Origin of the sequence: Anaeromyxobacter diazotrophicus (assembly GCF_013340205.1) — a bacterium.
Taxonomy (GTDB): Bacteria; Myxococcota; Myxococcia; order Myxococcales; family Anaeromyxobacteraceae; genus Anaeromyxobacter_A; species Anaeromyxobacter_A diazotrophicus.
Genome location: NZ_BJTG01000010.1, coordinates 80,542 through 93,287, shown reverse-complemented (window position 1 = coordinate 93,287; position 12,746 = coordinate 80,542). Strand labels below are relative to the sequence as shown.

General features: G+C 77.2%; 10 protein-coding genes. 7 read left to right on the top strand and 3 right to left on the bottom strand.

Features of this window, described 5'->3' with window-relative positions; all coding sequences use genetic code 11:
• Positions 1 to 107 precede the first annotated feature (107 nt).
• The 4 genes from HWY08_RS19120 (at position 108) to HWY08_RS19105 (ending at position 4,094) form a co-directional block, all read left to right on the top strand.
• A complete protein-coding gene (locus tag HWY08_RS19120) occupies positions 108 to 797 on the top strand; it encodes a pentapeptide repeat-containing protein (RefSeq protein ID WP_176068217.1) in 690 nt (229 codons plus the stop codon).
• A 64-nt stretch (positions 798 to 861) separates the two neighbouring features.
• Positions 862 to 1,632: a prolipoprotein diacylglyceryl transferase gene (locus HWY08_RS19115; RefSeq protein WP_176068215.1), complete on the top strand. Its 771-nt coding sequence runs from the start codon at positions 862 to 864 to the stop codon at positions 1,630 to 1,632.
• A gap of 9 nt (positions 1,633 to 1,641) precedes the next feature.
• Complete coding sequence (locus tag HWY08_RS19110; protein WP_176068213.1) at positions 1,642 to 3,444, top strand: J domain-containing protein; 1,803 nt, start codon at positions 1,642 to 1,644, stop codon at positions 3,442 to 3,444.
• A 134-nt stretch (positions 3,445 to 3,578) separates the two neighbouring features.
• Positions 3,579 to 4,094, top strand: coding sequence for a hypothetical protein (locus HWY08_RS19105; protein ID WP_176068211.1), 516 nt, complete (start codon positions 3,579 to 3,581; stop codon positions 4,092 to 4,094).
• On the opposite strand, the gene HWY08_RS19100 is transcribed toward HWY08_RS19105, so the two are convergent.
• Entirely contained in the window at positions 4,091 to 5,398 is a 1,308-nt protein-coding gene (locus HWY08_RS19100) for a hemolysin family protein (RefSeq protein WP_255499720.1), read from the bottom strand. The two genes, HWY08_RS19105 and HWY08_RS19100, sit on opposite strands and share 4 nt — an antisense overlap.
• Positions 5,399 to 5,567: 169 nt before the next feature.
• Here HWY08_RS19100 and HWY08_RS19095 point away from each other — a divergent pair, with 169 nt between their 5' ends.
• On the top strand, positions 5,568 to 6,611 hold the full coding sequence (locus HWY08_RS19095) for an Acg family FMN-binding oxidoreductase (RefSeq protein WP_176068209.1): 1,044 nt from the start codon (positions 5,568 to 5,570) through the stop codon (positions 6,609 to 6,611).
• Here HWY08_RS19095 and HWY08_RS19090 read toward each other — a convergent pair.
• Positions 6,593 to 7,723, bottom strand: coding sequence for a methyltransferase (locus HWY08_RS19090; protein ID WP_176068207.1), 1,131 nt, complete (start codon positions 7,721 to 7,723; stop codon positions 6,593 to 6,595). The genes HWY08_RS19095 and HWY08_RS19090 overlap by 19 nt on opposite strands.
• Before the next feature lie 52 nt (positions 7,724 to 7,775).
• On the opposite strand from HWY08_RS19090, the gene HWY08_RS19085 reads away from it, so the two are divergent.
• Together HWY08_RS19085 and odhB are read left to right on the top strand one after the other, a co-directional pair.
• Complete coding sequence (locus HWY08_RS19085) at positions 7,776 to 10,619, top strand: 2-oxoglutarate dehydrogenase E1 component (protein ID WP_176068205.1); 2,844 nt, start codon at positions 7,776 to 7,778, stop codon at positions 10,617 to 10,619.
• Between the two features lie 18 nt (positions 10,620 to 10,637).
• Positions 10,638 to 11,924 (top strand): 2-oxoglutarate dehydrogenase complex dihydrolipoyllysine-residue succinyltransferase, encoded by a 1,287-nt coding sequence (odhB, locus tag HWY08_RS19080; protein WP_176068203.1) that lies wholly within the window; start codon positions 10,638 to 10,640, stop codon positions 11,922 to 11,924.
• A 7-nt stretch (positions 11,925 to 11,931) separates the two neighbouring features.
• Here the strand turns inward: odhB and HWY08_RS19075 are convergent, their stop codons facing one another.
• On the bottom strand, positions 11,932 to 12,711 hold the full coding sequence (locus HWY08_RS19075) for a DUF72 domain-containing protein (RefSeq protein WP_176068201.1): 780 nt from the start codon (positions 12,709 to 12,711) through the stop codon (positions 11,932 to 11,934).
• Between the last annotated feature and the right edge of the window lie 35 nt (positions 12,712 to 12,746).

Below are 12,746 nucleotides of genomic sequence, written 5' to 3'. Positions count from 1 at the left end.
GCATAGCAGCGGCCGGGGCTCCGCCGGGGGCCTGCGCCGGGAGCCCCGCCCGGGGCGGCGGCGCCGGACCGCCCGCGCGACGCGCCGCGGCGCGCTAAGCCGAGGCCATGGCCAAGCCCCGCGCTCCCCGCCGTCGCCGTCCGGCGACCCGCCCCCCCGCCAGCACCACCGCCCTCGCCCGGAGCCGCCCCGGCGCCGGCGGGCGCGCCCTGGCGCAGGCCGAGCACGCGCTCGACGGCGCGGATCTGGCCGGCGCCGACCTCACCGGCCTCGCGCTGCGCGGCCGGGCCCTCCGCGGCGCGGACCTCACCGGCGCCGACCTCACCGGCGCGAGGCTCCTCGCCTGCGACCTGCGCGGCGCGCGGCTCGCCGGCGCCAAGCTCGGCGGGGCGCGGCTGGCGCTGTGCGACCTGCGCGGCGCGGAGCTCGAGGGGGCGCAGCTCCGCGAGGTGCGCCTCGCCGCCTGCGCCTTCACCGAGGCGCAGCTCGCGCGCGCCGATCTGGCGGAGGGGCGGCTGGCGGCGGTGTCGCTGGCCGGGGCCGACCTCTCCCGCGCCAGCCTCGCCGGCGCGAAGCTCCTCCTCTGCTCGCTCGCCGGCGCGGACCTCACCTCGGCCAAGGTCGAGGGCGCGAGCTTCTTCCTCTCCTGGCTGCCCGGCGCCGACTTCACCCGCGCCCGCCTCGCGCGCGCCCGCTTCGCGCTCTCCGCGCTCGGGGGCGCCGTCTTCGACCGGGTGACCGGGATCGACGGCGAGAGCTTCGCGCTCTCGTGGGGCGGCGCGGCCCAGGGCGCCTGAGGCCGGGCCCGCCGCGCGCTTTCCCTTGCTGGCGGGGGCGGGCGGCCCGATACTCCGCGGCGCCGTGATCCCCTACTTCGAGCTCCCCACCGTCCACCTCGGCCCGTTCACGCTCCAGGCGTTCGGCCTCTTCGCCGCGCTGGGCGTCTACGCCGCCGCCCGCATCGCGGTGAGCGAGGCCGCCCGCCGCAAGCTCGACCCGCAGCCGCTCTCCGACTTCGCGGTGTGGGGCGTGGCGGCCGGCGTGATCATGGGGCACGTGGTGCACCTCGTCCTCTACCACCCGGAGGAGCTCCACGACTGGCGCCGCGTCCTCTACTTCTGGGAGGGGCTCTCCTCGTTCGGAGGGCTGCTCGGCGGCGTGCTGGCGGCGATGGTCTTCTTCGGCCGGCGCCCCATCCGCTTCGACACCTACGCCGACGCGCTGGCGCTGGGGATCGCGCCGGGGTGGGGCATCGCGCGCGTCGGCTGCTTCGTCATCCACGACCACCCCGGCGTCCTCACCAGCTTCCCGCTCGCGGTGCGCTTCCCTCCCGAAGCGGCCTACACCCTCGGCTTCAGCGGCACCCGGCACGACCTGGGGCTCTACGACGCCCTGGCGCTCTTCGCCTTCGCGGCCATCCTCTTCGCGCTCGACCGGCGCGGGCTCCTGCGCGGGCGCCTCCTGGCGCTGCTCGCGCTGATGTACGGCACGAGCCGCTTCCTCTTCGACTTCCTCCGCGCCACCGACGTGCCCTACGCCGACGCGCGCTACCTCGGGCTCACCCCGGCGCAGTACTTCTGCTTCGCGCTGTGGGCGTACGGCCTCTGGAAGCTCCGCACGGTCCGGCAGTAGAAGGGAGGGGTGGCGCCCTCCTGCGCGATCGTCCTCCGCCCGTGCGACCCCCCGTCGCCGCTCGTCCTCGCGGCCGAGCAGCGGCTGGCCGGGGTGGTCGCGGAGGTGGTCGCGGCCGAGGCCGCCGTCGAGCTCCTGGCCCGGGAGCTCTCCGCCTTCGAGGCGAGCTGGCGCGAGGCGACCGAGGCCGCCTTCGCCGAGCTCGAGCGCGCGCAGCGCCTCGGGCGGAGGCTGCAGCGGCTCCTGGACGAGCTCGCGCGCCTGACCGGGCTCGCGCGCGACGGCGAGCCGGCGGCGGATCGCCGGACCGCGCCGCCGCGCCCGCAGGCGGCCCGGCGGGCACGCGCTCGCGCCGGGGCGCGGGACGAGGAGCGCCGGGCCGCGCCGCGCGCGCCGCCGGGGCCCGACGCCGCGCCCGAGGACCTCAAGACCCTCTACCGGCGCCTGGCGCGGCTCCTCCACCCCGACCTGGCCCGCGGCGGCCCCGCCGAGCGGCAGCGCCGCTCGGACCTCATGGCGAAGGCGAACGAGGCCTGGCGGCGCCGGGACCGGGTGGCGCTGGAGCTGCTCGCCGAGCGGCTCGGCGCCGGTGAGCCGGGGCCGCTCGCCGAGCTCGACGACCGGGCGCGGCTCGCGCACCTGGCGCGGCGCACCGGCGCGATGGAGGCGGCGCTGGCGCGGCTCGCGGGCGCCCGCGCGCAGCTCGAGCGCTCGACCGAGGCGCGGCTCCGCGCCGACGCGGCGCGGCGGCGGGAAGCGGGCGGCGACGCGCTGGCCGAGGCGGCCCAGCTCGCGCGCGAGCAGGCCGCTGCGCTGCGGGCGGCGGCCCTCCCGCGGCTCGACGCGCTGGCGCTGGCCGCCCGGCTGCTGGAGAAGGAGCTGGCCAAGACGGGCGGCCGGGCGGCCGCCAGCCCGCTCGTCCGGGAAGCGGCCGGGGCGGGGCGCGCGCTCACCTCGGGCGCGCGCGCGCTCGCGGAGCGGCTCGCCGAGGAGGCGCGCGGGCCGGCGCCGTGGCAGGCGGCGCTCACGCTCCTCGCCTGGCTGGCCGAAGAGGCGGGTCGGCCCCCGGCGCCGCTGGAGGAGGCGGCGGAGCTCGCGGCCCGGTGGGAGGCGCTCTGCGCCGGGTGGACCGGCGCCCCCGACCTGGCCACCGCCCTCGCCGAGCCGCCGCGCGCCGTGGAGGTGGGCCTGCGCGAGCGCGGCGAGGGGATCGCCGCCGGGCTCCAGCTCGCCGCGCCCGACCTCGCCGCGGGCGTCCGCGCGGCGCTCGCCGACGAGGGGGTGAGGGCGCTCGCGGCGCGCGTGCTGGTGGCGCTCGGGCCGCGCGAGGCGTGCCGCGCCTGCGGCGAGAGCGTCTACGCCGTCCACCTGCTCCGCGTCCGCGGCATCGAGGACGTCCACGGGCTCGCCTGCCCTCGCTGCGCGGCGATCCTGCGGAGCTTCTTCGTCTACGGGCCGCCGGAGGGCGTGGCCGCGCTCGGGCCGGCGGCGGTGGCCTGCGGGCTCGTCGCCGAGCAGGAGGTCCGCCTCGACGGCGCGACCCTGGCGTTCCAGATGCTCCCCGCCGAGCGGGCGCGCCTCACCGCGCGCGCGCTCGTCCGGCGCGCGACCGAGCTGTGCCTCGCGCCCCACGGCATCGCGCTGCCGCGCGGCGCGCTCCACGTGCTCGCCGGCCGCGCGCCGCTCGCGGCCGGGGCGCGCGTGCCCGAGGGCGCTCGCCTCCGGCTCGCCTGCGCGCCCTCCGCAGGGGTGAGCGAGCGCGAGCTGGTGCGCCTGGTTCGCGCCGGCGCGCGGCGCCGCTTCCGGGCGTGACGGCCGGCGCCGCCGGCGCCGCCGGAAGCCCGCGCGGGTGCTCTCCCGCCCGCCCACCGAGGCGGCGAGCACGGCGGCGCGGCGAGGCTTACATGAAAGCGGAGCCGTGAAGTCGATGAACGAGGAGGCTCCGCATGAAGCTCTGCCCCTACTGCGCGGAGGAGATCCAGGACGCCGCGATCCGGTGCAAGCACTGCCGCAGCGACCTGCCGGCCGCCACCGCCTCGGGCGGGCCGGAGCGGAGGACGCGGCGGCGGCTCGTGGCGAGCATCGGGCTCCTCGCCGCCCTGCTCGCCGCCGCGCCGGTGCTGGCGTGGCCGCTCCTCCGGCACCTCCAGCCGGACCGCTGCGAGCCGACGAACTGGGTGGAGTGGCACCGCGCCATGCGCCAGCAGTGCCTCACGCCCTCGTACGTCTGCGAGCACATGACGACGCCCGGCATGCTGCAGGATCCCGAGGTGGCGCGGTCGTTCGGCGCCGGCGCCGAGGCCGAGCCCTCGCACCTGTCCGAGCTGGTGGGCCGGATGCGGAGCGCCTTCGGCTGCGCGCCGGAGGGCGGGCCCGCGTTCCACGCGGAGCCGCCGGCGAACCCGCACGCCTTCCCGCTGCCCGCCTTCCCCATCCCGCAGGACGGGCCGCGGAGCCTCTAGTCCTCCCGCGCCCGCTGCCGCGGGGGCGGCGTGACGCGCACGCGCCTGACCTGGCGCGCGGTCGCCTCCACCACCTCCAGCGCCGCGCCGTCGGGCAGCGCGAAGCGCGCGCCGGCGGCCGGGATGCCGCCCGCGAGGGCGATGCAGAGCCCCGCGACCGTGGAGTACCCGTCACCCTCCGGCAGCGCGAGGTCGAGCTCCCGGTTCACCTCGCGCAGCGGCGCGTCCCCCCGCAGGAGCGCCCGGCCGTCCGGCTCGCGGGTCGCCCACGGCGAGACCACCTCGGTCTCGGCCAGGATGTCGCCGACGAGCTCCTCCACCAGGTCCTCCAGCGTCACGAGCCCCGCCACGCCGCCGTGCTCGTCCACCACGATGCTGAGCTGGAGCCGGCGCGCCTGCATCTCGCGCAGCACGTCCACCGCCCGCGCGCTCTCCGGCACGAAGTGCGCGGGCCGCAGGAGGTCCTCCATGACGACGAGGCCCTTCTCCCAGACGAGCGCGAGCGCCTCCCGCGCGACGAGGTAGCCGACCACGTCGTCGAGCGTGCGCTGGTAGACCGGCAGCCGCCCGTGGCCCTCCTCCAGCAGCACGCGCCGCAGCTCCTCCTCCGAGGCGTCGCGGCGGATGGCGGCCATCCGGTTGCGCGGGACCATGACGTCCCCCGCCGTCAGCTCGCCGAACTCGAGCGCCCGGGACGCGATCTCGCCCGACTTGGCGTCGAGCGTGCCGCTGCGCGTCGCCTCCTCCACCATCTGCGAGATCTCCTCGACCGAGACGCGCGCCTCCGTGAACGTCGTGCGGTCGCCGAACGGGGCGAGCACCAGGTTCGAGCTCCGGGTGAGCAGCCAGACGAGCGGACGCGCCAGCGCCGAGAGCGCCTGGAGCGGGCGCGCCACGGCCAGCGCGACCGGCTCCGGCGAGCGGAGCGCGAGCGACTTGGGCACGAGCTCGCCGAGCACGAGGGAGAGGAACGAGACGAGCGCGACGACGGCGCCGAGGGCCAGGTCGTGCGCGTAGGCGCCGAGCCCGGGGATCCCGGCCAGCAGCGGCGTGAGCCGCGCCGCGAGGGTGGCGCCGCCGAACGCGGCGGCGGTCGCGCCCACCACCGTCACCCCGATCTGGACGGTGGCCAGGAACTGCTCGGGGGCCCGCCGCAGGGCCGCCACCGCGCGCGCGCCGCGCCGCCGCTCCTCGACGAGCGTCGCCAGCCGCGCCCGGCGCACGGCCACCACCGCCATCTCCGCCCCCGCGAAGAACCCGTTCGCGAGGATCAGCACGACGAGGATGGCGATCTCGGCCAGCACCCCACGGTTGTACCCCGAGCCCGGGGGCACGCGCCCGCCCGACCGGTGCGCGCCGCTGTCCGGGCTCCGAGCGGGGCTTTGATCCGGCCCTCACCAGCGGCGTAGCCTCGACTTCACGCGGCGGGGAGAGACGGTGATCGAGCAGCGGACAGCGGCCGTTCCCGGGGGCGTGGCCCCCGCGCCCGAGCGCGCGCCGGAGCTGCTCGCCCACCTCGTCCGCTACGCCGTCCTCGCCCCCTCCCGCCACAACACCCAGCCCTGGCTGTTCGAGATCGAGGGGCCGGAGCTGCGCGTGTACGCCGACGCCCGGCGCGCGCTGCCCGCCGCCGACCCCGACGGGCGCGAGCTCGCCATGGCCTGCGGCGCCGCGCTCCACAACGTCGAGGTGGCGGCGCTCCACTTCGGCCGCGCCACCTCCGTCGAGCTCCTGCCGGCCGTGCGCAAGGACGCGCTCGTCGCCCGGCTCACGCTCGAGGAGCGGTGCTCGGCGGGGCCGCTCGACGAGGCGCTCTTCCGGGCGTTGCCGGAGCGCCGGACCAACCGCCTCGCCTTCGACGCGCGCGAGCCGCCGCCGGGGCTCCTCGCCCTGCTGGCCCGCGACGCCGGGGCCTGCGGGGCCTGGCTGCGCGTGGTCGAGCCGCCCGCGCGGCCGGCGGTGGCGGAGCTGGTGGCGGAGGGCGACCGGATCGAGTGGTCGAACCCGCGCTTCCGGGCGGAGGTGGCGGCCTGGTCGCGCCAGGGCCGCGCGCCCACCGGCGACGGGATGCCCGGCTACGCGGAGGGCCTCTCGGAGCCCGCCGCGGTGCTGCGCCAGCTGCTCCTGCGCCTGCGGCCGGACGTGAGCGGGGAGACGCGGCGCGACCGCCACTACGCGCTCCACACCCGCGCGCTCCTCGTCCTCTCCACCGCCCGCGACCACGGCCAGGACTGGGTCGCCGCGGGGCGGGCGCTCCAGCGCGTGCTCCTGCGGGCGGCCGCCTGCGGGCTCTCCGCCTCCTACTTCAGCCAGGCGGTGGAGGTGCCGCGGCTGCGGGCCGGCCTGCGGCAGGCGCTCGGAGAGCGCGGGCACCCGCAGCTCCTCTTCCGGCTCGGGTTCGGCCGGGCGCTCGCGCCCACGCCGCGGCGCCCGGCGGCCGAGGTGCTGCGCTCGCTGCGGGCCGCGGCCCCGAGCTGCGCGCTCATGGGGCCGGTCGCTCACGCCCTGAGCCCGTAGAGCACCGTCCGCTCCTCGGCGCGGGCGCGCGCCAGCGCGTCCTCGCCCCCGCGCGCCCGGGGGTGGGTGGGCCGCGCCTCGAGCGTGAAGGCGACCTTCAGGCCCGCCCGCTCGAAGTGCCCCGCGAGCTCCCCCTCCGCGCGGAGCCCGAGCCGCTCGGCCAGGTCGGAGAGCACGAGCCAGCCTTCCCCGCCCGGCGCGAGGTGCTCCGGCAGCCCGGCGAGCAGCCGCGCCAGCACCTCGCCCCCCGGATCGTAGATGGCGCGGTCGAGCGCGCCCTGCGGCGCCCCCGGCAGCCAGGGCGGGTTCGCCACCACGAGCTCGGCGCGGCCCGCCGGGTAGAGGTCCGCCTCGATCACCTCCACCGCGGCCGCCACCCCGAGCCGCCGCGCGTTGTCGCGCGCGCAGGCGACCGCCCGTGGGTCGAGGTCGGTGGCGACCACGCGCGCCCCGGCGCGCGCGAGCAGCCCCGCGAGGACGCCGGTGCCGGTGCCGACGTCGAAGGCGGTCGCGCCGCGGAGCGGCCCGCGCCGCGAGAGGGCGCGCGCCACCAGCTCGACGTACTCGCCCCGCACCGGCGCGAACACCCCGTACGCAGGGTGAACGGCCCCGCCCAGCGCCGGGACCGGCACGCCGCGCCGGAGCCACTCGTAGGCGCCGACGGCGCCGAGCAGCTCCCGGAGCGGCATGAGCGCGGGCGCGTCCGGCGGGGCGCCGAAGGCCGCCGCGAGCGGCGCCTCCAGCGGCGGCGCGCGCCGGAGCGGCGAGCTCCAGCCCGGCCCGAGCGGGACGCAGAGCCGGGAGAGGACCTCGTGCTCCAGCCGGCGCCGCTCGCGCTCGGCGCGGTAGAGCGCGGCGGCCCCGGGACCCGCGGGAGGCGGCGCGCGCAGCCGCCGGCCCATGGCGGCGAGCAGCTGCCGCCCGTTGTGCCAGTCGCCGCCGTAGACGAGCCCGGTGCCGCCGGCGGCGAGCCGCAGCGCGGCGCCGGCGGTGGTGCGGTCGTCCGCCGCGGCCAGGCGGCCCGGCGGCGGCGTACCCTCCGACCACCACGCGGCGCGCCGCTCGGCGCCGCCGGCGCGGTACACCAGCTCAGGGTGGGTCCCGATGGCCATCGAGCCTCAGAGTGTCACGCGCCCGGCGCGGCGCGCCATTAGATAGGTGGCCATGACGCCCGAGCCGGAGCCGATCACGGCCAGCCCGAGCTTTTCGAACCTGGCCTTCGTCGAGAAGCTCTACTTCGACTACCTCCAAGATCCCGAGTCGGTCGACCCCACCTGGCGGGCCTACTTCAGGGAGCTCCCCGCGCCGGCGGGGCGCGCAGCGCCCGCCTCCTTCCCGCGCCCCGCGAACGGCGCCGCGCGGGCGCCCTCCGGCGCCGCCCTCGCCGCGGCGGAGGACCCCGGCCGCGCGCGCGGCGAGGCGTTCCAGTTCAAGGTCGACCGGCTGGTGCAGGCCTACCGCGAGCACGGGCACCTGCACGCGCGGCTCGACCCGCTCGGGCTGGAGCGGCGCGGGACCGAGGCCGCGATCGGCCTCGCCACCTTCGGCCTGTCCGAGGCGGACCTCGACCTGCCGGTGGCCGACGTGGGCCGCTCCGCCGGCGCCCGGACCCTGCGCGAGCTGGTGGCGCGCCTGCAGGAGACCTACTGCCGCACGCTGGGGGTGGAGCTGGCGCACCTGCACGACATGGACCTGCGCTCCTGGCTCGAGGAGCGGATGGAGCGGACCCGCAACCACATCACCCTCACCCCCGACGTCGAGCGCTTCATGCTCCGGAAGCTCACCGAGGCGGAGCTGTTCGAGCAGTTCCTCGGGACGCGCTTCCTGGGCGCCAAGCGCTTCAGCCTGGAGGGGGGCGAGGGGCTCGTGCCCATGCTCGAGCTCGTCATCGACCGGGCGGTCGGGCACGGGGTGAAGGACATCGCCATCGGGATGGCGCACCGCGGGCGGCTCAACGTGCTCGCCAACGTGGTGGGCAAGCCCGTCCGGCAGATCTTCGCGGAGTTCCGCGACCGCGCCATCATCTCGGCGGGCGGCGGTGACGTGAAGTACCACCTCGGCTACCAGGGCGAGCACGCCACGCCCGAGGGCGCCCCGGTGACCCTCTCGCTCGCCTTCAACCCCTCGCACCTGGAGTGGATCGACACGGTGGTGCAGGGGAAGGTGCGCGCGCGGCAGGACCGGTACCGCGACCTCGCGCGCTCCGGGGTCCTGCCCATCGTGATCCACGGCGACGCCGCCTTCGCCGGCCAGGGCATCGTGGCGGAGAGCCTCAACATGTCGCTCCTCGACGGCTACACCGTCGGGGGGACGATCCACATCGTGGTGAACAACCAGGTAGGCTTCACCACCTCGCCCCGCGACGGGCGCTCCACCTTCTACGCCACCGACGTCGCGCGCATGCTGCAGATCCCGGTCTTCCACGTGAACGGGGAGGATCTCGAGGCGGTGGCGCAGGCGGTGCTGCTGGCGGTCGACTTCCGCCAGCGCTTCCGCTCGGACGCCGTCATCGACTTCTGGTGCTACCGCAAGTACGGCCACAACGAGGGCGACGAGCCGGCCTTCACCCAGCCCGTCATGTACCAGGCCATCCAGCGGAAGCCCTCGCTGCGCCAGGCCTACGCCGCGCAGCTGGTGGAGAAGAAGGTCGTCTCCCCGGAGGACGTCGACGCGCTCTCCGCGGAGGCGCGGCGCAAGCTGGACGAGGCCTACCAGGCCTCGTCGGCCATCGCCGTCTCGCCCGGGCCGCCGGTCATGGAGGGGGTGCGGGCGCGCTACCGCGGCGGCCCGATCGCGGGCACCTCGGCCCGCATCGCGACCGCGGTGGCGCCGGACGTGCTGTCCGCGGTCGGGCGCGGCCTCACCTCCACCCCGCAGGGCTTCCACGTGCACCCCAAGGTCGCGAAGCTGCTGGAGGCGCGCGCGGAGATGGTCGACGGCCGGCGCCCCGTGGACTGGGGCATGGGCGAGGCGCTCGCCTACGGGACGCTCGCCTGGGAGGGGGCGCGGGTGCGTCTCTCCGGCCAGGACGTGCGGCGCGGGACGTTCAGCCACCGCCACGCGGTGCTGTTCGATCAGCAGACCGGGCGGCCCTACGCGCCGCTGTCGAACCTGCGCGAGGGCCAGGGGGTGGTGGAGCTGCGCGACAGCCCGCTCAGCGAGGCGGGCGTGCTCGGGTTCGAGTACGGCTACAGCCTCGAGATGCCCGACGGCCTCACCATCTGGGAGGCGCAGTTCGGCGACTTCGTGAACGCGGCCCAGGTCATCATCGACCAGTTCCTCTCGTCGTCCGAGGCGAAGTGGAACCGGCTCTCGGGGCTGGTGCTGCTCCTGCCGCACGGGATGGAGGGGCAGGGGCCGGAGCACTCCTCGGCGCGGCTGGAGCGCTTCCTCGAGCTGTCGGTGGACGACAACTGGCAGGTGATGAACCTCACCACCCCCGCCCAGATCTTCCACGCGCTGCGGCGGCAGGTGCTCGCCGACTGGCGCAAGCCGCTCGTGGTGATGTCGCCGAAGAGCCTGCTGCGCCACCCCGAGGCCGTCTCGTCGCTCGCCGACTTCACGCAGGGGGGGCTGCGCTACTTCATCGCCGACGAGCTGGGCGACCCGTCCGAGGTGACGCGGGTCGTGCTCTGCTCGGGCAAGATCGCGTACGAGCTCCGGGCGGCGCGGGCGGCGGCCGAGGCGCGCCAGGTGGCGATCGTGCGGCTGGAGCAGCTCTACCCGCTCAACACGTCCGACCTGCTCGCGCAGCTCGGGCGCTACGGCGGGCTGCGCGAGGTGGTCTGGGTGCAGGAGGAGCCGCGCAACATGGGGGCGTGGGAGTTCGTGAACCTGCACCTGTCGCCGCTCCTGCGCGGGGCGGCGGAGCTGTCGTGCCTCTCCAGGCCGCCCTCGGCCAGCCCGGCGGCCGGCTCCGCCACCCGCCACAAGCTGGAGCAGGCGGCGCTGGTGCAGCAGGCCGTCGGCGCGCCGGTCGAGCCGGTCGCCGCGCAGGCTTCCCGTTGACGAAAGGTGGATGAACCGATGTCGATCGAGCTGCGCGTCCCCGCGCTGGGCGAGTCCATCACCCAGGCGACGGTGGGGACCTGGCTGAAGAAGGAAGGCGACGCGGTCCAGGTGGACGAGCCGGTGGTGGAGGTAGAGAGCGAGAAGGCCACCGTGGCGCTCCCCGCGCCCGCCGCCGGCGTGCTGCGGCGGATCGTGAAGGCGAGCGGCGCGAACGTGGCGGTGGGCGAGGTCATCGGCGAGCTGGAGGAGGGGGCGGCCGCGATCGCGGCGCCGCCGAGGCCGGGCGCCCCGCAGCCCGCGGTCCGGGCGGTGCCCGCGCCCGCGACACCGGCCTCGGCCTCGACCGCGGCCCCGGCCGCGAATTCGACCGCGACCTCGACGGCGACCGCCGCGGCGGCAGCGGCGACCTCGGGACGCGGCGGCGACGGCGCACACGGGCGCGTCCGCGCCCCGCCGTCGGTGCGCCGGCTCATGGCCGAGCGCGGGCTCGCCGCGGCGGACGTGGCGGGCGGCGCGGTCGTGCGCCGCGCCGACCTGGATCGCGCGCTGGAGGCGCGCCCCGCGCCCGCGCCCGGGGCCGGTCGCGACGGCGCGAGCGCCGCGCGCGAGCGGGTGGTGCCCATGACCCCGCTCCGGCGCACGGTGGCGCGGCGGCTCCTCGAGGCGCAGCAGGGCGCCGCCATCCTGACGACCTTCAACGAGGTCGACATGTCGCGGGTCCTCGCCCTGCGCGAGAAGCACGGCGCCGCGTTCCTGGAGGCCCACGGCGTGAAGCTCGGCTTCATGTCGTTCTTCGTGAAGGCGTCGGTCGAGGCGCTGCGCGCCTGGCCCGGCGTGAACGGCGAGGTCCGCGGGCAGGACATCGTCTACAAGGACCACTACGACATCGGCGTGGCGGTCGGCGGGGGCAAGGGGCTCGTCGTCCCGGTGCTGCGCGACGCCGACCAGCTCTCCTTCGCCCAGATCGAGCAGGCCATCGGCGAGCTCGGCAAGAAGGCGAGGGAGAACCGCATCACCATGCAGGACCTGGAGGGCGGCACGTTCACCATCTCGAACGGCGGCGTCTACGGCTCCTTGCTCTCGACCCCCATCCTCAACCCGCCGCAGTCGGGCATCCTCGGCCTGCACAAGATCGAGAAGCGCGCGGTGGTCGGGCCGGGCGACGCGGTGGTCGTGCGGCCCATGATGTACGTCGCCCTCAGCTACGACCACCGGCTCGTCGACGGCCGCGAGGCGGTCTCCTTCCTGGTGCGGGTGAAGGAGTGCATCGAGGACCCGGAGCGGCTGCTGTTCGAGCTCTGACGCCGGCTCACCTCGGCGGCGCCCTGGAGTCGAGCGGTGCCGCGCGTTGCGCCCGCGGCTCCCGGACCTCCCGCGGCAGCATCGCCAGGAGGTCGCGCGCGTCCTGGATCGCGTGGCCGCCGAGGTCGTTGTTGAAGTAGACGAAGGCGTCGCCGCGCGCCGCAGAGCGGGCGAGGTCGCGGGCCACCGGGGCGAGCGCCTCGGCGCCGTAGCGCCCCCGGTACCGGCCGGTGGTGCCGTGGAACCGGAGGTAGCGGAAGCCGCCGGTGAGGCGGGGCGGGGGCCGCGGCACGAGGTCGTGCTCGCAGAACGCGGCGCCGTGGCGGTCGAGGACCTCGCAGATCGCCTCGTCGTACCAGCGCGCGTCGCGGAACTCGACCGCGTGGCGGAGGCCGCGGGGGAGGGCGGCGAGGAAGGCGTCGAGGCGCGCCGCGTCCGCGCTCCAGCGCGGGGGGAGCTGCCACAGGACCACCGCCAGCTTCGGGCCGAGCCGCGACACGGGCTCGAAGTACCTCGCGACGCCGGGCCTCGGGTCGAGGAGGCGCTTCATGTGCGTGAGGTAGCGGCTGCCCTTGGCCGCGAAGACGAAGTCGTCCGGCGTCTCGGCGCGCCAGCGCGCGACCGCCTCGGGCCGCGGCAGCCGGTAGAAGGTGGCGTTGAGCTCCACCGTGGGGAACTCGGCGGCGTAGCGCGCGAGCCAGCGCCGCGGCGGGAGGTCCCGCGGGTAGAGGACGCCGCGCCAGTGCTGGTAGACGAACCCGCTCGTCCCGACGAGCACGCGGCCCATGGGGCGAAGGTAAGCACGCGGGGAGCGGGGCCTCG

What these genes read in the sequence shown, in the direction of transcription:
- HWY08_RS19120 (WP_176068217.1), top strand. Translation starts at nt 108, where the DNA reads ATGGCCAAGCCCCGCGCTCCCCGCCGTCGCCGTCCGGCGACCCGCCCC.
- HWY08_RS19105 (WP_176068211.1), top strand. Translation starts at nt 3,579, where the DNA reads ATGAAGCTCTGCCCCTACTGCGCGGAGGAGATCCAGGACGCCGCGATC.
- HWY08_RS19090 (WP_176068207.1), bottom strand. Translation starts at nt 7,723, where the DNA reads ATGGCCATCGGGACCCACCCTGAGCTGGTGTACCGCGCCGGCGGCGCC.
- HWY08_RS19085 (WP_176068205.1), top strand. Translation starts at nt 7,776, where the DNA reads ATGACGCCCGAGCCGGAGCCGATCACGGCCAGCCCGAGCTTTTCGAAC.
- odhB (WP_176068203.1), top strand. Translation starts at nt 10,638, where the DNA reads ATGTCGATCGAGCTGCGCGTCCCCGCGCTGGGCGAGTCCATCACCCAG.
- HWY08_RS19075 (WP_176068201.1), bottom strand. Translation starts at nt 12,711, where the DNA reads ATGGGCCGCGTGCTCGTCGGGACGAGCGGGTTCGTCTACCAGCACTGG.